Origin of the sequence: Nostoc sp. GT001, assembly GCF_030382115.1 — a bacterium.
In the GTDB taxonomy this organism is placed as follows: domain Bacteria; phylum Cyanobacteriota; class Cyanobacteriia; order Cyanobacteriales; family Nostocaceae; genus Nostoc.
On the sequence record NZ_JAUDRJ010000003.1, the window covers coordinates 4,618,158 to 4,636,826 of the forward strand.

General features: G+C 42.7%; 17 protein-coding genes. 5 read left to right on the forward strand and 12 right to left on the reverse strand.

Annotation, left to right across the window (positions count from 1 at the left end; translation table 11 throughout):
- The first annotated feature begins 65 nt into the window (after window positions 1–65).
- Window positions 66–1,559: a catalase gene (locus tag QUD05_RS22465; protein WP_289798010.1), complete on the forward strand. Its 1,494-nt coding sequence runs from the start codon at window positions 66–68 to the stop codon at window positions 1,557–1,559.
- 408 nt (window positions 1,560–1,967) lie between these two features.
- On the opposite strand, the gene QUD05_RS22470 is transcribed toward QUD05_RS22465, so the two are convergent.
- Window positions 1,968–2,150 carry a hypothetical protein gene (locus QUD05_RS22470; RefSeq protein WP_289798011.1) on the reverse strand — a complete coding sequence of 61 codons (183 nt, stop codon included), beginning with the start codon at window positions 2,148–2,150 and terminating at the stop codon, window positions 1,968–1,970.
- Window positions 2,151–2,259: 109 nt separating this feature from the next.
- On the opposite strand from QUD05_RS22470, the gene QUD05_RS22475 reads away from it, so the two are divergent.
- The gene (locus QUD05_RS22475; RefSeq protein ID WP_289798012.1) at window positions 2,260–3,153 is read left to right on the forward strand and encodes a peptidoglycan-binding protein; all 894 of its coding nucleotides are present in this window, start codon (window positions 2,260–2,262) and stop codon (window positions 3,151–3,153) included.
- A 93-nt stretch (window positions 3,154–3,246) separates the two neighbouring features.
- Here the strand turns inward: QUD05_RS22475 and hemJ are convergent, their stop codons facing one another.
- The 4 genes from hemJ to psbQ form a co-directional block, all read right to left on the reverse strand.
- Entirely contained in the window at window positions 3,247–3,828 is a 582-nt protein-coding gene (hemJ, locus tag QUD05_RS22480; protein ID WP_289798014.1) for a protoporphyrinogen oxidase HemJ, read from the reverse strand.
- 238 nt (window positions 3,829–4,066) lie between these two features.
- Complete coding sequence (locus QUD05_RS22485) at window positions 4,067–4,918, reverse strand: alpha/beta fold hydrolase (RefSeq protein ID WP_289798015.1); 852 nt, start codon at window positions 4,916–4,918, stop codon at window positions 4,067–4,069.
- Window positions 4,919–5,001: 83 nt separating this feature from the next.
- On the reverse strand, window positions 5,002–6,156 hold the full coding sequence (locus QUD05_RS22490) for an NAD(P)/FAD-dependent oxidoreductase (RefSeq protein ID WP_289798016.1): 1,155 nt from the start codon (window positions 6,154–6,156) through the stop codon (window positions 5,002–5,004).
- An 87-nt stretch (window positions 6,157–6,243) separates the two neighbouring features.
- A complete protein-coding gene (gene psbQ / locus QUD05_RS22495; RefSeq protein WP_289798018.1) occupies window positions 6,244–6,699 on the reverse strand; it encodes a photosystem II protein PsbQ in 456 nt (151 codons plus the stop codon).
- A gap of 360 nt (window positions 6,700–7,059) precedes the next feature.
- Here psbQ and QUD05_RS22500 point away from each other — a divergent pair, with 360 nt between their 5' ends.
- On the forward strand, window positions 7,060–7,494 hold the full coding sequence (locus QUD05_RS22500) for a Tery_1686 family protein (RefSeq protein ID WP_289798019.1): 435 nt from the start codon (window positions 7,060–7,062) through the stop codon (window positions 7,492–7,494).
- Between the two features lie 231 nt (window positions 7,495–7,725).
- Here QUD05_RS22500 and QUD05_RS22505 read toward each other — a convergent pair whose 3' ends face one another.
- The 4 genes from QUD05_RS22505 to QUD05_RS22520 form a co-directional block, all read right to left on the reverse strand.
- Window positions 7,726–9,474 carry an NAD+ synthase gene (locus QUD05_RS22505; protein WP_289798021.1) on the reverse strand — a complete coding sequence of 583 codons (1,749 nt, stop codon included), beginning with the start codon at window positions 9,472–9,474 and terminating at the stop codon, window positions 7,726–7,728.
- Between the two features lie 96 nt (window positions 9,475–9,570).
- On the reverse strand, window positions 9,571–10,317 hold the full coding sequence (locus QUD05_RS22510; RefSeq protein WP_163929288.1) for an NUDIX hydrolase: 747 nt from the start codon (window positions 10,315–10,317) through the stop codon (window positions 9,571–9,573).
- A complete protein-coding gene (locus QUD05_RS22515; protein WP_289800050.1) occupies window positions 10,278–10,877 on the reverse strand; it encodes a nicotinate-nucleotide adenylyltransferase in 600 nt (199 codons plus the stop codon). Before QUD05_RS22515 ends, QUD05_RS22510 begins: the two co-directional genes overlap by 40 nt.
- Window positions 10,878–10,881: 4 nt before the next feature.
- The gene (locus tag QUD05_RS22520) at window positions 10,882–12,330 is read right to left on the reverse strand and encodes a nicotinate phosphoribosyltransferase (RefSeq protein WP_289798022.1); all 1,449 of its coding nucleotides are present in this window, start codon (window positions 12,328–12,330) and stop codon (window positions 10,882–10,884) included.
- A gap of 454 nt (window positions 12,331–12,784) precedes the next feature.
- On the opposite strand from QUD05_RS22520, the gene QUD05_RS22525 reads away from it, so the two are divergent.
- Window positions 12,785–12,937 (forward strand): hypothetical protein, encoded by a 153-nt coding sequence (locus tag QUD05_RS22525; RefSeq protein WP_167306193.1) that lies wholly within the window; start codon window positions 12,785–12,787, stop codon window positions 12,935–12,937.
- A 392-nt stretch (window positions 12,938–13,329) separates the two neighbouring features.
- On the forward strand, window positions 13,330–13,656 hold the full coding sequence (locus QUD05_RS22530) for a hypothetical protein (RefSeq protein ID WP_289798023.1): 327 nt from the start codon (window positions 13,330–13,332) through the stop codon (window positions 13,654–13,656).
- Here QUD05_RS22530 and QUD05_RS22535 read toward each other — a convergent pair.
- From QUD05_RS22535 to treY, 3 genes are all read right to left on the reverse strand, one after another.
- Entirely contained in the window at window positions 13,604–13,831 is a 228-nt protein-coding gene (locus QUD05_RS22535) for a hypothetical protein (protein WP_354666184.1), read from the reverse strand. The genes QUD05_RS22530 and QUD05_RS22535 overlap by 53 nt on opposite strands.
- A 105-nt stretch (window positions 13,832–13,936) precedes the next feature.
- On the reverse strand, window positions 13,937–15,454 hold the full coding sequence (locus QUD05_RS22540) for a trehalase family glycosidase (protein ID WP_289798025.1): 1,518 nt from the start codon (window positions 15,452–15,454) through the stop codon (window positions 13,937–13,939).
- 139 nt (window positions 15,455–15,593) lie between these two features.
- Window positions 15,594–18,392, reverse strand: coding sequence for a malto-oligosyltrehalose synthase (gene treY / locus QUD05_RS22545; protein ID WP_289798026.1), 2,799 nt, complete (start codon window positions 18,390–18,392; stop codon window positions 15,594–15,596).
- Window positions 18,393–18,669: the final 277 nt, after the last annotated feature.

Sequence of the window (18,669 nt, forward strand, 5' to 3'; positions counted from 1 at the left end):
CCATCTACTGACTAAAATGTACTGTGGGCAATCTGAGTTAACTTACATGGAGAGCTTCTTAACCCATGACTGAACCCCAAAACTTGACAACTGCTGACGGTATTCCAGTTAGCGATAATCAGAACTCACTCACTGCTGGAGCGCGTGGCCCTGTATTAATGCAGGATTTCCACCTCATAGAAAAGCTGGCTCATTTCAACAGAGAACGTATTCCTGAAAGAGTTGTTCACGCTAAAGGTGCGGCTGCTCATGGTACTTTGACTATTACCAATGACATTACCCGCTACAGTAAAGCCAAACTTTTTTCTGAAATTGGCAAGAAAACGGAAGTTCTCTTGCGCTTTTCGACAGTTGGCGGAGAAAAGGGTTCAGCAGATGCCGAGCGCGACCCTAGAGGTTTTTCCCTCAAGTTTTATACTGAGGAGGGTAACTGGGATCTTGTAGGTAACAATACCCCTATTTTCTTCATCCGCGACCCCCTCAAGTTTCCTGATTTTATCCATACCCAAAAGCGCAATCCCCAAACCAATTGCAAAGACCAGAATGCAAAATGGGATTTTTGGTCACTCAGTCCAGAATCGCTTCACCAGGTGACGATCCTCTTTTCAGATCGGGGAATTCCCAAAACCCATCGACACATGGACGGTTTTGGTAGCCACACCTTCAGTTTAATTAATGCTGAAGGCGATCGCGTTTGGTGTAAATTTCACTTTAAGACGCTGCAAGGGCATCAAACCTTAACTGAGGAAGAATCAGCTAAGATTAAGGGCGAAGATCCCGATCATGCTACTCATGATTTGTTTGAAGCGATCGCTAACAAAGATTATCCCAAATGGCGGATGTGTATTCAGGTGATGACCGAGGAGCAAGCCCAAAAACATCCTGACAATCCTTTTGACTTAACCAAAGTTTGGAAGCACTCAGAATATCCTTTAATTGAAGTCGGGATATTAGAGTTAAATCGTAACCCAGAGAATTATTTCGCCGAAGTAGAGCAAGCCGCTTTTAGCCCTAGTGCAGTGGTTCCGGGCGTTAGCTTCTCTCCAGACAAAATGCTGCAAGCTCGAATTTTTTCTTACCCAGATGCTCAACGCTATCGCTTGGGTGGTAACTATCAGCAACTACCCGTTAACCAGCCCAAATGTCCAGTGATGCATTATCAGCGAGATGGCTTTATGGCACCGGGGAACAACTACGGTAGCGTTCCTAACTATGAACCGAATAGTGCTGAGGGTACGCCCAAAGAAAATCCAGCTTATGCAGAGCCACCTAACCATTTGGGTGATGTCACAGTCGATCGTTACAATCATCGTGAAGGAAACGACGATTATACCCAAGCAGGTGATCTCTATCGGTTACTAACTCCTGAACAGCAAGAGCGTCTTGCTAAAAATATTGTCGGTAGTCTGTCTCAAGCTAGAGAAGATATCCAAATGCGCCAACTTTGCCACTTCTTCCGGGCAGATGTTTCTTATGGTCGTCGTGTAGCTGAAGGGTTAGGCATTTCAATTGATCCATCAATGCTCGGTGCTACTGCTCAATCTGTAGGTAACTGGTAAGCCTTATCCAATTTTGTGGGGTGGGCATCTTGCCCGCCTTAAAGTAAATTCATTTGATTAACTTACACAATCAATCGAGGTAATTAAACATGAAGTTAACAGCAACATAAAATACTCATTAATGGAGCTAAAAGCCTCGTTAACGGAGTTCAAATACTCATTTAGCAGATAAACAAAAAAAATTTACAGTTATTACGATCGCACCATTCCCAAAGCATATCTTAGAGAAGTAGTTCTAGGCGTTGCGATCGCATTATTTTGCTTCACTGTATTTGCAATGATATTGTGTAATTAATTATGTTGCCTACTTATTAGACTAGGATTTGAATCCCAGGCGGGTAATGCAGTCGGTGCAGATTACCTAAATTACTGAAACCAACGGGAGACAAAAGCAACTATTCTCCTGAATCAAGGGTGACGATTCCGCTGCAAGTCTTCCAGATTCTTACGAATGGTTATTGTATTGGGATGATTTGCCCCCAACCGTTGTTGTGCGATCGCCAGAGCTTCGATATAGAACCCAATTGAGCTAATTAATAATGTAGCCTGTATGAAGTATTGCATTGAGGCAATGTGCGTCATCGTAGACATGGCAGACTCCAGATGACATCATATTTCAGCTTAGAGTATAGTTTTAGACGACATCAATTTTTAAAATGATGTTTATACTTAGAACTCAATAAATGAAAGCAGGTGCATAATGAAACTACAAGATTTCTTGGGAAAAGATGAGAAATGGGGATTTGAGGCGATCGCTGATGACGCAGACTTGGCTCGTCAGATTCAGATATTGTTAATTGGCTTAGGTTTGCTAGAACCCCCAGCCGATGGGAAATTTGGCCCTGTTTCTGTGATATCTCTCAAAAAGTTTCAAGAATTAATAAAGACTGAAGAGAGTGGCTTTTTAGGAGCAGTCACAGCCAAGAAACTAATTGAAACCAAAATAGACGATCTTCCTAAACCCCCCTTAAAACTAGGCAATGACATCGCTAGTAAGATTGTGAAATATATGCTAGCCAAAGGTTATCAGGTATTTACCAATCCCAAAGAATATAACATTGTTTATGTAGAGGGTATCAATGGAGACTGGACTCTCAACAGTGATACACCCAATCAATTTAACGATCGGCGGATTGTCATTGAAGTAGTAAATGGTGTTCCCAAAATCGTAGATCACTGGGAAGCTACTACAGAACCAGGGAAGTACTACACTTATAAACCCATGAATTCCAAAGGAGCAGCGAGGATTCAGTTTGGACAATACAAAGCTTGGGCTGTTGGTACTCATGGCACAGCCGAGCCTCACGAAGCGTTAGTGCAAGTTGGAGATATAACTGTTTGTAGAGATTTCAATAAAGATTTTAAACGGACTGGTGACAAACTTGATACAGGTGATAATTTTTATGTGAATCAACATTACGGCTTTGATTTTCCCCAGAATGATATTCGTCTTGCTAGTGCAGGTTGTTTAGTGGGACGTAGCCGTGAGGGACATAGAGAGTTTATGGCAATTATTAAACAAGACCGACGTTATGTCGCTAATCGCAAATATGTTTTCTACACTACCGTAATTCCTGGGGATGATTTACTGTAAAAGTTTCCAGGATGAGGTAATGGTTAATTGGTAGCATTTATTGTTGTGATGCTAGGTTTAGTAAGGTAGCACAGTTGTGCTACCTTACTTTGTCTAACTTTGTTCTTGTGGTTGCCCTATTTGTGCCGTCAATTTCTCTTTATCTTGCCTGCGTTTTTTGGCGTAAAGTTGAATAGTGACTGCCATCAAAATAATCATGGCGAAAATAGCCCAAGCAGCTATATCTGTAGGTAGATTATTTTTAAACACAGCCAGCAACACGATCGCTACTAACATAACTGTAGGCGCTTCATTTAGAGCACGTAATTGCTGACCACTCCAGCGACATTCATCTACTGCTAATTTCTTCATCAGCCGAGCGCAGTAATGATGATAGCCAATTAAAATAGCCACAAACAGCAGTTTGATATGCAACCATCCCTCTTTTAAAATATCTGGTTCAGTGCTTACTAAACCGATGGCCATTGCGATCGTCACATACATTCCTGGGTTAGTGATGATATAGTAAAGGCGCTTTTCCATAATTTGATACTGATTTTTCAGTATTGTTTGTGCTGGTTCAGGTTCAACGTTCGCTTCAACGTGATAGATAAAAAGACGTACTAAGTAGAACAAACCAGCGAACCAAACTACAAATCCGACAATATGAAAAGCTTTAAACCATGAATAAGCCATGAATCATAATCTCCTTTACTTGTAATGGTAATAAAAAGTAGTCAGGAGCCAGAATTCTGAATTCAGAATATTCCACCCGTTAAAGGATGAGTTTTAACAAGAAACAACATTTTAATTCTGCCACTCAATCTTCCATTTAGTGGACTACAGTGACGATTTTGCGCCCTCTACTAATTGATTCTGACCCTGAATCCTGACATTCATTTTTATAATATCGATTTTTGCCAGAGCTATATTCTCAATGAGCATCTTTACGACGCACAAAGGGTAAAAGGTCTTCCAAAATCGCCTCGTGGTAGTGTTCTTGAGGATAATGTCCGACGTTATTAAGTTTTATTAATTCAGTATTTGGTACGGAATTGGTAAAGGTTTCGGCAATGTCTAGAGGTAGCCAAGGGTCAATCATACCCCATTGAATCAGAATTGGTTGTTGCCATTCTTTAAAGCCAGTTTGTATTTCTGTCATAGCTGAATCAAGCTGTAAATTGCGAATACTTGCTAAGAGACTTCGACCAGACGAAGAACTTTTCAAAAATGGTTTTCGATAAACATCTAAATCCTTATCTTCTATGCGATAACGGCTTCCGCCTTCTAGTGTCCGATCGACTAATAAGGGGTCTTGGGTCATGACTTCACCTGCTAAAGGTAAACCCATTTGTTTAATTTTCCAAGGTAATTTAGCAGCAGTTGAAATTGGTGTATTTAAGATAGCTAAATTAGCAATTTGTTCTGGATGACGCAAGGCATATTGTAGTCCTACAGAACCTAAAAAACCTTGGACAACTAGAGAAAAATGTTCAAGTTCTAGCGCTTTAATAAATCCTTCTAAAGCTGTGATAAAAGCATCGGGAGTGTAAGCAAAATCTCGTTTTTCTGGTTTAGCAGAAAAGCCGTAACCAATCCAATCGGGAGCGATCGCTCTTGTCCCCTGATTCGCCAAAGCAGGTATAATATGACGCCAACTATAACTTTGTGAAACTAAGCCGTGTAGCAACAACACAGGCGCTAAGTCACTTCTGCCGATTGGTAAAGATTCCCGATAAAACCATTCCAGTGAATCTACATTAATTTTATGTTCTGTTATTGACACGCTATTTTCCTATATTGGGCATTGGGAAGAGGCAGAGGGGCAGGGAGCAGGGAGCAGAGGGGAAAGAGAGGTATTTTAATTTTTTATTCTCCCCCTTGCCCCCTGCCCCCTGCTCCCTTGCTTCTTCCCGATTCCCCACTTCCCATTCCCTGAGAAATAATCATCTCACGAATCGCATAAGCTGTAGCGGGTGCTAGTAAAACGCCGTTGCGATAGTGTCCGGTAGCTAGGAGGATGTTACTAAACCCTGGCAACTTACCAATAACTGGGGCTGGGCGTCCTTCAGGGCGGGGACGTAACCCTGACCAAGTGCGAAGAATGCTTGCTGTGGCTAATTCTGGACAAAATGCGATCGCTTGTTCTCTAATAGATTCCAGCAGTTCTTGATTTGGCGGTATCTCATCGCCATTGCTAGGAAATTCCACTGTTGCGCCTATCCAATAATCTCCCCCGCCCACAGGAACAATATGGACATCATTACCCGTTATCGCTGGCTGGAAATCGGGATTACCTAATGGATGCCCCACACGCATTTGCAACGCTTGCCCAAGTACGGGGCGGATATCAATTATCTGATTTAATTTTGCTGTTAGCGGTGTTGAACCTAATCCTGCTGCAATTACAAACCAATCTGCGGTTATTTTTCCTTCTGTAGTCTCAAGTTGATTGCAAAATTCAGGTGTTGAGGTTGGGGCATCCAAAACAGTCACGCCAAATTTGAAAGTTACACCATTTTGTTGGGCAGCCTCAACTAAAGCTAACGTGAGGGCAGTTGGATCGATCTGGCGATCTTGGGGAGAATAGATAGCGTTAGTAATTTTTTCTTGGTCAACTTGAGGACAGATATTCTGGAGTTTAGCAGTATCCCAAATTTTTAAATCCCACCCTTGAGAGTGGCGAATTTCTACTAGTTTTTCCCATGCTGACATTCCCTCTAGGGAAGAATCAGACAAAAGCATGAGAATTCCCTGACGATTAAAAGGGATTTTGCGACCTGTTAAAGCTTCTAGTTCAGGAATCAAAGTTTCATAGCGTTGGATGCTAGTTTGTCGCATCTGCCAAGCTTTGCCCTTGATTTTTTGGCTGATTACGCCCATCAAAACGCCAAGTGCAGCGCCCGTGGAAGCTTGTGCTGGTGGTTGGCGATCGCAAACTGTGATTTTCAGCCCTTTTACTAGACTCAGTTCGTAAGCGATCGCAGCTCCTACTACACCACAACCGATAATAACTACATTCATGACTTTTGCTTTAGTGAGGAGTTAGAAGTTAGAAGTGAGAAGTTAAAAATTCTTAACTCCTAACTCCTAACTCTTAACTCTTAACTCCTAACTCTTTTCTGTTTTCGGAAGCAGGTCGAGGAATTTGTCAATGTCTGCGAAAGCAGCCTGGGATTGGTTCAAGGCAACTAAAGGATTGCCAGCACTAGTAGCTTTATCGAGTTTAACCAGGTCTTTAAAAAAATCTCGCGTTATTTGACGTGCTGTGGGTTGGTCTTTGGGTAGAAGGTTGGGAGTGACATAAGTCAGATTCAGCTTTGCTTCTGTTATCGGGCCATGTATAAAGTTACGCACATTGATCCAATCACCTTTTTTAATCAGAGTTGTCAATTCTTCTGAGCGATCGCGTACAGCCTGAATTTCAGGAACATAAGCCTGAATTTTTTCAAGTTGTACTGCTGTGTAAGTCGGAGGTGCCACCGCAACACCAGGGCCGCCACAACTAATCAGGAATGTGGCCAATAGTACTAGGAAAAATGAAAAAATCGAGCGTTGACGCACCATATATTGAACTTAATTGCTTTTGGTTTACCAATTCACAGTGTCATTTTAGATCGCTAGCGCAGTCAATCGTTCTTGTCAGCCAAGGATTTTGCAGAAAATCTTGATATTTTCTCCAAAGAGCAGAGTTCCGTCTGCTTTTGAGGAATTTTTAAGTACAATTACTTAATAGGTGTTAGGCAGTCCCAACAAGAAGCGATTTTTGGCTTCTGTTAGTAGCGAAAATTGTTAGGGAAGTATGATTTAGAGTTGCTAAATCTCCAAGGTCTTGATAAGCTGAAACACCAGTCCGTATAAGCCTTCTGGCGGTTTTTCTGTCTTCACATCCCCGAAGATGCCGATGCGATATAGGAGTGTTTTTTAGTGAACGCAGCTGAACAGGCAACGAACCTTGAACTCGCCAGCAACATTGCCACGGTAGTTAATTTGTTCAAATTCGAGTTTCCTGATGCCAAATCTGATCTAAAACCCTGGAAAAATGACCCGGAAACTAGGGAATTAGTCGATCCAGATTCTATAGATATTGGCTTTCACTTTCCTGGTATTAGCAAATCTTGGCGAAGTCGTAGTATTTTAATTCAAATCCGATTTTATCAAGATCCCATCAATAATTCCCGCCGTGCGATCGGTGTCGAGGTGGCTGGATTCGATCATCGCGGCGAAGCGTGGCGACTTTCTACGGTAGAAAACTGGAGTGTTGTCGGCGCATCTTCGCCTTCTGATGAAATCGAGGATAAGCTCAAACAGATTTGCAGACAGATTTTAGAAGTTTTTAATAAACCAGGACTTACGCATTGAAAATCTGAAACCTCGATCCCCCCTAACCCCCTTTAAAAAGCCATCCGTTATAACCCTGTTTTGTCAGTTTGGGAGAAGCCTATCGCTGAAAGCCTTTCGGAGCTTTAGTTTTAAGTTTGTGGTTATAAATTTTAGTTACTGTTAGAAAACAAAGGCTCAAAGCTTGATTGAATCAAAGTTTCAGAATCTTGCTGAGATTATTGTTTTCCAAGAGTGGCAAAACAGTGCTAATTACTTGATTTGCGGATGAGCATCTTGTCCATCACAACAAACTAAGGTTAGCGTAGCTTTAGTTTTAGCCGGGTAAGCCTTTTTGACACCAACCCAGTTACTAGCAATTGGCATTCGCCAACCAGTTCCGAAGGCGCGATCGGTGATTTTCAATCCGGGGGGTGCTTGTCGCCGTTTAAATTCAGCCCGTGCCACCATTTGGATTACTCTATCTACAATTACCGAATCGTGACCGGCTGCAACAATTTGCGCTGCTGATTGGTGGTTGTGAATCAGGCGTTGCAAAATATCGTCCAAAATTTCGTAAGGCGGTAGAGAGTCTTGATCCACTTGTCCTGGTTTGAGTTCGGCGCTGGGTGCTTTAGTCAAGACGTTTTGCGGGATGATTTCATTAGTGCGATTTAACCAATGGCAAAGTGAATACACACGGGTTTTAGGAACATCTGCAATCACTGCTAACCCGCCATTCATATCGCCGTAGAGAGTACAGTAACCAACTGCCATTTCTGACTTGTTACCAGTAGATAAAAGCAGATAGCCAAATTTATTAGCGATCGCCATTAATAAATTACCGCGAATCCGAGATTGGATATTCTCTTCAGCCAGTCCAAACTCAGTACCCGCAAACAAATCACCTAATGTTTGATCGAAGCCTTGCATTAACTCGCCAATTGGTAAAAGATTAGTCTTAATCCCCAAATTTTCGGCTAACGCCACAGCATCACTAATGGAATGCTCTGAACTATAGGGGGAGGGCATGAGGACACCGAGGACATTTTCTTTACCAAGTGCAGCAGTTGCGATCGCAGCTACTATTGCCGAGTCAATCCCGCCACTTAAACCCAACACTACTTTAGAAAAACGACACTTGCGGGCGTAATCTCGTACTCCCAAAACTAACGCTTGCCAAATTTCTTCATCTTCCGATTCATACACAGGTGCTACAGAACCCAACTGCAAATCACGCTGTGTTTCATCAAATTCTACTACTAATAAATCAGTGTCAAAACCACGAGCGCGACACATAATTTCACCTTGACGATTTAAGGCAAAACTCCGCCCATCAAAAACTAGATCGTCATTTCCCCCAACCTGATTAGCATAAATAAACGGTTGTTGAAAACGTACTGCACTATGCTTGAGCATAGTTTCGCGGAACTGCTGCTTGCCAGCCGTGTAGGGGGAAGCAGACAAATTTACAATCAAATCTACACCCAAAATTGCTAAGTCAGCAATCGGATTCACTGTATAACTACGTTTGCCCCAAAATTCCTCATCGTTCCATAAATCTTCGCAAATAGTTACGCCAATATGGATATCATCGAGAGTGAAATAATTAGCTTGCAAGCCTTCTTCAAAATAGCGACGTTCATCAAAGACATCGTAAGTAGGCAAAAGTCGCTTGTGAAAAACTTGCTTAACCTTGCCATTTTCTAACAAAGCTATGCTGTTAAATAAACTTTTACCACCACTAATATGTGCTTGGATATTCGGTTCAACAGTTCCTACTAACACAGCTAAATTTGGTGGTAAATCCTGAGCCAAGTTTTGTAAAGTGATGCCCATCGCTTCCACAAAGCTAGGATTTAGTAATAAATCTCTTGGTGGATAGCCGCACAAAGAAAGTTCTGGTGTCAACAACAAACGCGCACCGCTAGATGCTGCTCGTTGTGCCGCCTCCAGGATTTTTTGGGCATTTAAAAGCAAATCACCGATTGTCGGATTAATTTGAGCGATCGCAATCTTCATTTTAGTTAGGAGTTAGGAGTTAGGAGTTAGGAGTTTAAGGTAAAGAGTTAAATTAATTGCTTTGACTTTGAACCTTAAACTCAACGTAACAGTGCATTAAATAAACACCAAGGGTTTATCTTTTAAGGGAGCAAAAGCTTCGGCGTCAAACTTATACAAACTAGCTGGACGACCAGCACCTCGTGATACCTTAATTCCGGTATCGCATAAAAAACCTAACTTGAGTAGACGCGCTCGAAAATTAGAATAATCGGAAAAGTTATCACCTAAAACTGTGGCGTATAACTGATATAAATCATTCAAGGTGAACATTTCTGGCAAGACTTCAAAAGCCACTGGGCTATACTCTAATTTATTTCGTAACCGCCTATGTCCATAAGCCAGAATTTCGTTATGGTCAAAAGCTAATTGCGGCACTTGTTTTACCGGATACCAAGCGATGCCAGTCATGCGATCGGCAATCAATTCGGCTTCTTCAAATCGCACTAGAGCAAAGTAACTAACTGATAAATAACGCACACCATAACTATCAGTTGCTTCCCGTGGATCGCGATTCGGCCCGCCAAATGTATACAGTTGTTCTAAATAGAGATTGTTGACCTTAATTTTCTCTGCCATAATGCGATAAGCGGCATCTTCTAAAGACTCTCCTGGACGTACCAAAGTACCGGGAAGACTCCAATGATTTAAAAATGGTTCTTGCTGTCGCATTACGAGTAGAACTAACAGCCGATTTTGTACAGTATCTACAGAAAAAATTACATTATCAACACCAACCTTGAAATCGGCCAAAGGTTGTTGGTTTAACGGAGTTGGTATCTTTTTTGGTGAACGTCCTGGCATTCGTACAAATGCTCTCGATTAATATAGGCAACTACAGGGGCTGTGAGGGCTTGGGGATCTCCATGTTCGCGGTACGCTGTTGAGGAAACATCTAGACCTATCAGACTAGCGATCGCAATTTTCCCTCCCAGCTTTTGCACTACCTCTGAACTAGATTCATCTATTGCATATCCGGGTCGCGGTACAATCAGTAGTTGCACTTGCTGTAACAAATCTTCAATGCGATACCAACGTGGTAGCTGACTCAGTAAATCTGAACCAATGATCATCGTTAATTCAGCGTCTTCACCCCAAGCAAGCTTGGCTTTTTCCACTGTTTCCAGCGTTCTGAAGCTACTCAATTCTTGTTCCAAAGCAATATTATGCCGTGGCGCGTCTATATCCGCAATCAACAGTCGCAACATTGCCGCCCGATGTTCTAAGGGTGTTTGATGAGACTTAAACGGATTATCCGCTGCCCAAACTGCTACCCAATCATAACGCTCAGACAACCAACTCAGAATTTTTTGATGTCCCGCAGTTGGTGGATCGGCACTCGTTCCAAACAAAGCAATTTTCATCATCTTACTTTGCGTCCTTCTCTACGAGACGCTGCGCGTAGCTTGCTTCCCCGAAGGGGTATGCGGTTCGTTTCTTAGTTTCCTCTGTCAACTGTTGCAGTGCGGTAGAAATTTCCACCTGCACCCCTACAGGACGATCCAAACGTCGTGTTTCTTGTGGCAAACTAGCAACTGAGGCTGCGGTACGTTGACGAATTGTTGCCAAAGACTCTAACGGCTGCACCCGTTGACCTTCTTGCACTACTAACTGCAACAAAGGTTCTTCTTCTTGAGGAATTTCACCTAAGAGTCCCAATCTGTCTGCTTTTACCTTACCTCCCGTAAACGAGCGAAAAATCTGCTTGCGTCCTGGATAAGTAACTTTACCACTAGACTGCTTCATCACTGGGATGCCATCAATGTCTACAAGTTTATAGACTCCGTTTACGGGCGAACCTGTAACTAGTCGCGTTCCCAGCCCGTAACCATCAATTTGCGCCCCAGCAGCTTTTAATCTGGCAATTTCCCACTCATCCAAGTCGCCACTAGCAAAAATTGGCACACCGGGAAGGAGCGATCGCACCTGTTTTGATAAGGTAACTAAATCTCCTGAGTCCAATCTCACTCCTGTTAATTGCATTTCCCCGGAATTTACTTTTTCGGCTAAGCGCTGGGCAGCAGCAATGGTATCGTAAGTATCAATTAGTAATGGCGCACCCGGAAAATACCGATGAAATGCACTAAAAGCTTGTTCTTCAGTGCCTTCTATTGCTGACAATGCCATCACTAAGGCGTGTGCCATCGTACCACTTGGCTTTTGTCCTAGTTGTAGCGCTGCTAACACATTGGAAGTGGAATCTAACCCACCCGCCAACGCCGCCCGTGCTGCCCATAAAGACCCTTGGGGACTAAATGCCCGTCTTGTACCAAATTCTAAAAGTGTTGCTTTTTCCCCCGCGACATCCCGCAACCGGGCTGCTTTTGTGGCAATCAAAGTCTGGTAATTAATCGTATTTAAAAGGTAAGTTTCCACTAGTTGGGCTTGCCAAAGAGGTGCTTCCACCCGCAACAGTGGTTGATTGGCAAACACAGCCGTCCCTTCTGGTACTGCCCAAACATCACCCGTGAACTTTCCCTCAGCTAAAAGTGACCAAAAGCGATCGCCAGCATGAGCAAAAATTCCGGTTGCTTGTAATGCCGCAATTTGCGCGGAACTAAAGCGGATTTTGGCTAAATATTCCAATGCTTGCGTTAGCCCCATTGCAATCAAATAACCAAAACCCTCTGGCAATCGTCTGACAGACAATTCAAAGCTGGCCCGTCGTTGTTCTATACCTTCGCCTGTGTAACAAGCTGCCATTGTTAACTGGTAAAGGTCGGTCAGCAAGCTGTAGTCATCGGCAGAAAGGTTTAGTTCCTCGTTCTGCTGGCTTTGCTGTTTATATACATAGTCCAAATCTGGCAAAGTTGTCATGCAAGAGCTTCCTTACAAGATGCTTCTTTTATTTATGGTAATATTTACCATAAATAATGTCAACTCCCTGCAAGTATATTGTCTGAGATTGCCGTAGAACAGTAGATTTATCGGTAGCTTAATACTAACTTCATCAAATACTTAATATTCTTTAATAGTGATAGTGCGCAATAATGTTAATTAGAGCGGGTGGGTAATCAAGGAAAACAATATCCTGTCAGAGAAAGTTTGTTTTGCTTCGCTATTTTCCCAAATGGGTTGAAAGAAACAACTATGTTACGATTAGAATCGAAGAGAAAAGTTTGACTTTTCGACAAGCTAAAGTATTGCAAAGTTATCTGAATAAACATTGCATATATTCTCAATATATTGAGAATATGAGCAAGGCTTGAATATCAGTATTAGAGTATAGGTAGCACAATTAAAGCGACTCGAAAATAAGGAGTCCAATATTATGGCTATTTCCAACATCATTGCGAACATAACCAAGTATATTTCTGAAGCTGCAATGCGGATTTTTGGGCCTAATGATGACGCTTATCCTGCGACAGGCGTACAACCTTTTACAGGTGAACCTTACGATAAGCGTAAAGATGATAATAATTAGGTGCTGATACGGCGTTAATAAATAATACAGGAGTTAAAATTCAGAATTCAGGCGGGGGTAATTACTGGAGAATTCAGGCAAACCATATAATAGAAAACTAGGAAATTGTAGATTTAGCTCCGTACTTAAACCCTTTTATTCAAAAGTAGTGGCGTATTGCAATACGCCACTATCCAATTCATTCTGCATTCTGGCTCCTGATGAATAGATATCTTGCAAAAATCATATATCAATCAGAGTTTTAGTCTCATTAGGCGTTCAAAATTCAAGCCGCAACGCTATATTTGTGCTTGGTATTAGAAAAGAGTAACCAAAACTACTTTGGGTTTAAGATTACATGTTTGTTTTGTCTATTCTAGACATTTAATCATATAGCAAAGGAGTGAAAGTTCATGAAGGCACAACTTTTCAAGTATTTGGGTTTACCCTGTGCTTTAGTTATGCTGGGTAATACATCAGCTTTGGCTGACAGTGCATCTGGTACAATTCGGGAATATCATCTAAATCCTCAGGTAGCAGGAAGGGGTGTATGTATTCAAATGAACCCTACATTACCAACTGGTGGTGGTTGGCTATGTTTGTGGAAAGATAATGCTTTGTATCAAGAAATTAGTGATTTACTTCGTGAGAGTTATTCCTCAAGAAAAACCTGTGCGGTTACTTGGACTACTTATCGCGGCGGTCTGGCAGATATTGATTATGTAAGCTGCTACAATTAAGAGTTTCCACAGTTATAGCCAAGCTGGGACGAAAAGCTATTTCTGTTGCTAAGAGTTTGATTAGACAGCGATGGGGAATAAAGTAGCTTAGATCCTGACGATCAATTTCTATATTCAGCTTTCGCCCAATCAATGCAGATACTTGCTCGTGTAGCCCGGTTGGTTCCATCTCAATTAATTCACCATCAATTAGTTCATAGCGATCGCACTCACCGTAATGGCTAATAAATTCATCAATAGATCAGATCGAGGCGTGAGAAAAAAACTCACGCCTTTTTATTTAAACTTTTTGATCGCCCATTGCTAAGAGTTCCAGAATCGCTCCATTTGTCCAGCCGAAACCAACTTCGTTAGAACTATATCCAAAGGTGATTTCGTCGGAAACGTTGGCAGAACAGCGTTCAACATCATATTTCTCAACTAGGGTATTGTGACGCTCGAATTCTTTAACTACCATAGCGAGAAACTTGTTGGCAATGCGATCGCCTTCTGCATGATACCCATAGCGGTGAAGTCCCAGGACAGCAACTAATGTCAATGGGGCCCAGCCAAAGGGGGCATCCCACTGGTTGCTCGTGACATGAGTACTGGTAAAAATTCCGCCTGGGGCTTCAAACAAAGAGAGATTTTTGACGACGCGTTTGGCTTGAGTTGGAGAAGCAATTCCCAGCCAGAGAGGATAGAACGTGGTAGCAAATTCGTAGCGACGGCGTTTTCCACTCTGGAAATGATAGTCGAAATATAATCCTTGTTCTTCATCCCAGAGAAATTCATCGATGCGATCGCGGCGGATATCTGCACGATCGCTCCATTGTTGTCTTAGTTCTTCGTTCCCGAAAATATGGTTAATTTGTGCTAAATCTCGTTCCACCTGATACAGGAAACTGTTGAGGCATACAGGAGCGTAGTGGAGGATATCAGCACTGAAAGGGCCAAATCGGTTAGTAATATCAAAACCGGACTCGCGCATGGTGCGATCGCCCTTGTAAAATAAATTGGTCAGTTCGTCTTTCTCGCGATCGTAATAAAGATTGACATCGTAATCCTCAACCTCAAAGGTTTGGTAATATTCCTTAACGCGATCGTAGTGGCTTTTTCCCTCTTCATCTCGCTCGGAAAACAAAACTTCTGGCGCGGGGCCTTCCCCAAAGGCATAAAATCTGGATAAGCCGGTTGCAGCATTTAGGTGTGGCGGTACTACCCAGTAATAGTAAAATTGCTCTAGCAGCGGTACGGTTGCTTTCAACCACTCTTCATCTTTGGTGTGCTGGAATAACGCCAAAACCATCATACTAAGTACAGGAGGCTGCGATCGCGACAGCATGTAAGTCCGGTTGGCGTTGAGGATAGTGCCGTAATGTTGCACTTGGTAGAGTAATTGATCGACTTGACTTTGTGCTAGCTCCAATTCTCCATCGTGCAAAAGTCCTAGTAATATAAAGTAGCTGTCCCAGCCATACATTTCGTTGAAGCGACCACCTGGTACGACATAAGGGCCTGGTAGGTATAGTAACCCATGCTGTTTAATTGCTTCTACTTCTGATGGCAAAGTGCGAATTTCTAGCTGTTGCATATCTTTTGGAGATAGCGATCGCTCTAACACAGTTTGAATGTTGGGACAATCTTCTGAGGGGGAAATGTAGACGAGCCAAGGAGTGTCTTTTTTGTGGTCTAGTTTGGTATCCTTTGCAGATTGTAATAAGTGTTCGTGCGATCGCGTTAAGGTTTTCCACGTTTTTTTGATGTGGAGGCGCACAGCGTCTATCTGTGCGGTGGTCAGTGCTGGGGGAGTGGTCATATTTAGAATTTTTTAAACGCAAAGGAGAGGTAGCGCGGTCTTGGGGGTTTCCCCCATGAGCGACTGCCGTCGCGAAGGGAAGCGCAGAGGAACGCTGAGGTTTTACAGGGTTCTCTCTGCGTAGGATTGATTTTTGTTTTTACTCGGCGCTGCTAACTAATAGGGCAACTGGGAAATGGGTGAGGGCTGTTGCGATAGATAGGGTTTCTGTGGTGTGTAAGGGTTGCTGAGTTAGGATGTTTTTCCAGGTGGGGGAAGTTCCGGGGGGTAGTTGCAGGTGCGTATCTTGCCAAACTGACTCGCCCAAGGGATTGTCTCCTGGCTGGATGAGGCTGGTTAAAAAGCGGGGTGCGATCGCGATCGCTGTTTGATTCCCCTCTCGCCGTGCAAAGGCGATAATATGATTGGCGTAGGTTCCCTGAACTTCTAACGGTAAATAATCGCCGTCCTGGAATAATGAGACATAGTTCGTTCTGGCTTGGAGTAATTGAGCCGTTAAAAACAGTTTGATTCTACCGTCTGTTTTGTCGTTTAGTAACTCCTGAATTAATCCGAGTATGTCTGTTTTTACCTGTTCGCGGATGGCGCTTAAGTAAGTACGTCGCTGTTCAAAATCCACGGGACGGCGATTATCTGGATCGACTAAACTCAATTCCCAAAGTTCCGTTCCCTGGTACAAATCGGGTACGCCGGGGGCGGTAATCTTTAGTAGAGTTTGGGAAAGGGAATTAAAGATTCCATAGTCGGCAATTCGCTGTTGAAATGGACGAAAGGCTTCTAGAAATTCCCCGGATATAGCAGGATCGAGTACTTTCTCAATAAAGGAGGTACAAGCTTCTTCATACTCGCTATCAGGTCGTAACCAGGCTGTATGCACCTTCGCTTCTCGTATTGCCTTTATTATATAGTCCTTCACTCGTTCCACGAAGGATGCATGTTCGTGTTCGCCAAAAGGAAACGCCCCTACTAGGGTTTGATAGAGAAAATACTCATCGTTGCGATCGGGTATAGCGAAGCCGTGGCGATGGCTACGATGTCCGCGATTAATGGCACTCCAAGTATTTACCTGCTGATCCCACTCATCGGGGATTTCTGAGAGGACATTCAATCTGGCCCGCACATCTTCGCCGCGTTTGGTGTCGTGGGTGGCGGTGGTGTTCATTGTGTGGGGCCAGGTTGCTTGGTGCTGCTTGTTAAAGGCATGAAATTTAGTTACTGGAATCCCAAAATGACCGGGATTACCCCCAACTTCATTCAACGACAGCAAGCGATTGTATACATATAATGTGGTGTCTTCGACGCCTTTTGCCATTAGCGGGCCGCTGTATTGCTGCATTCGCAAGACAAAATATATCCACTGTTCGCGTTCTGTTTGAGTCAGAGAGTTATCAAATTCTAGCAGCATTAACTTTTCAATAAAGGTCAGTTCGTGCTGCAATAGGGGCGTTTGTTCTTTGGCTTGGCTAATGACTTCTTGAATGGTAGCGCGATCGCTATCTCCAATTCCATCGGGCGTAATGTAGGTACGGTAAATCGGGAACAGTGTCAAAACTTCAGCGATCGCTCTTTTTAATCCATTCAGGGTAAAATCATTGCCATAGCGATATTTGCTGGAGATATTTTTTAATAAAAGAGCCAAACTGTCAATGTCACCTGCTAAATTCTTTTCTAGGATCAGGTGTTTTTTATCCTTGACTACTGAGGCATAATCTACTCGTGAACCAATAAAGTTCTGGTAAATCTTCTCGAAGGATGACTCATTTTCAGTTTGGCAAAATACGCCATTTACATAGTTGAGAAAGTCATATCCAGATGTTCCTTCAATTTTCCAATCTTTTGGCAAATCTTCAGTAATTTCTAAAATCTTTTCAACAGTGATATAAACATCACCCATTTTTTCTCGCAGCCTTTCGAGATACTGGATTGGGTTATAAAGTCCATCAATATGATCGATGCGTAAACCTGTAAACTTACCTTCCTCAACCAGTTTTTGAATTAGGCTATGAGTATTATTAAAAACCCGCACTTCTTCAACTTTCACAGAAATCAGTTCGTTGACAGTAAAGAAACGGCGGTAGTTCATTTCTTCTGCGCCAACCTTCCAGAAAGCGAGACGGTAAAACTGGTCTTTTAGTAATTCATCTAGGAGGTTAAAGCTTTCGGAATTACCGGGTTCTCCGTTGAAAGTTTCGATATTTTCGTCAATGAACTCGCGGATGGCATCGTTTGTAGTGTAAAGTTCCCAAACTAATCCTTTGATAAATGCAATTTGGTCTTGTCGCTGTTTACCCGCAACTTCTGAAGGGACATTTTTGAGAATGTAGAGAATCCCCAATAGCTTAATAAAATCGGGATGATTGCGTCCCAATGTACGGGTGAGTTTTCCTAAATTATAGGTGATAAATTTTGTGTAAGATTCTAAGCGGAGTGGCAATTTCAAGCTGTAATAGTTGACAGTTAAACCGTTCTGTTCGTATTGCAGTTGAATGTGTCCGTTTTCCAGGGATGCACCATAGAAATCTCCCAGTAGTGGCGCGAGAATTCGCTCTTGGCGATCGCCAAAGGGTGTATTCCAAGAAATGTCGAAGTAGTCGGTATAACTGGAATCTGGGCCGTGTTCCAATATGTCCATCAAGTAATCGTTTTCGCTACTATAGGCCATGTGGTTGGGCACAATATCTTGTAACCAGCCCATACCAAGGGATTGGATTTCATCAACTAATGCATCAAAGGATTCATTTGTTCCCAATTCTGGATTAAGTTGAGTGGCATCTACTATATCGTAGCCGTGTGTACTCCCGGATCGTGCCTTGAAAATGGGGGAGGCATATAAATCGGAAATACCCAAATCTGCTAAATAAGCTGCGATCGCTTTAGCGTTGTCAAAGCCAAACTGAGGTGTAAACTGAATTCGATAAGTGGCGGTGGGAATTCGCATATTTTTTTGGAGTGGAGAGTAAGGGAAATGAGGGAGTTTGAGGTTTTGAGCTTGAACGTTGAGCTTTTTAAAAGTCCTCTTCACGGTAGTGAAACTTCTAGATCCCCCTAAATCCCCCTTAAAAAGGGGGACTTTGATTCCGGTTCCCCCCTTCTTAAGGGGGGTTAGGGGGGATCGATAAGTACCTAAAATCACAGCCAACCATTTTTTAAACAACTTTTTAACTCGAACGTTAAGTCTTTTAGCTCGAACGTTAAGTCTTTTAGCTCAAACGTTA

Coding starts and splice junctions, on each gene's coding strand:
- QUD05_RS22465 (WP_289798010.1), top strand. CDS start 66: ATGACTGAACCCCAAAACTTGACAACTGCTGACGGTATTCCAGTTAGC.
- QUD05_RS22470 (WP_289798011.1), bottom strand. CDS start 2,150: ATGTCTACGATGACGCACATTGCCTCAATGCAATACTTCATACAGGCT.
- QUD05_RS22475 (WP_289798012.1), top strand. CDS start 2,260: ATGAAACTACAAGATTTCTTGGGAAAAGATGAGAAATGGGGATTTGAG.
- hemJ (WP_289798014.1), bottom strand. CDS start 3,828: ATGGCTTATTCATGGTTTAAAGCTTTTCATATTGTCGGATTTGTAGTT.
- QUD05_RS22490 (WP_289798016.1), bottom strand. CDS start 6,156: ATGAATGTAGTTATTATCGGTTGTGGTGTAGTAGGAGCTGCGATCGCT.
- psbQ (WP_289798018.1), bottom strand. CDS start 6,699: ATGGTGCGTCAACGCTCGATTTTTTCATTTTTCCTAGTACTATTGGCC.
- QUD05_RS22505 (WP_289798021.1), bottom strand. CDS start 9,474: ATGAAGATTGCGATCGCTCAAATTAATCCGACAATCGGTGATTTGCTT.
- QUD05_RS22510 (WP_163929288.1), bottom strand. CDS start 10,317: ATGCCAGGACGTTCACCAAAAAAGATACCAACTCCGTTAAACCAACAA.
- QUD05_RS22515 (WP_289800050.1), bottom strand. CDS start 10,877: ATGAAAATTGCTTTGTTTGGAACGAGTGCCGATCCACCAACTGCGGGA.
- QUD05_RS22520 (WP_289798022.1), bottom strand. CDS start 12,330: ATGACAACTTTGCCAGATTTGGACTATGTATATAAACAGCAAAGCCAG.
- QUD05_RS22525 (WP_167306193.1), top strand. CDS start 12,785: ATGGCTATTTCCAACATCATTGCGAACATAACCAAGTATATTTCTGAA.
- QUD05_RS22530 (WP_289798023.1), top strand. CDS start 13,330: ATGAAGGCACAACTTTTCAAGTATTTGGGTTTACCCTGTGCTTTAGTT.
- QUD05_RS22540 (WP_289798025.1), bottom strand. CDS start 15,454: ATGACCACTCCCCCAGCACTGACCACCGCACAGATAGACGCTGTGCGC.
- treY (WP_289798026.1), bottom strand. CDS start 18,392: ATGCGAATTCCCACCGCCACTTATCGAATTCAGTTTACACCTCAGTTT.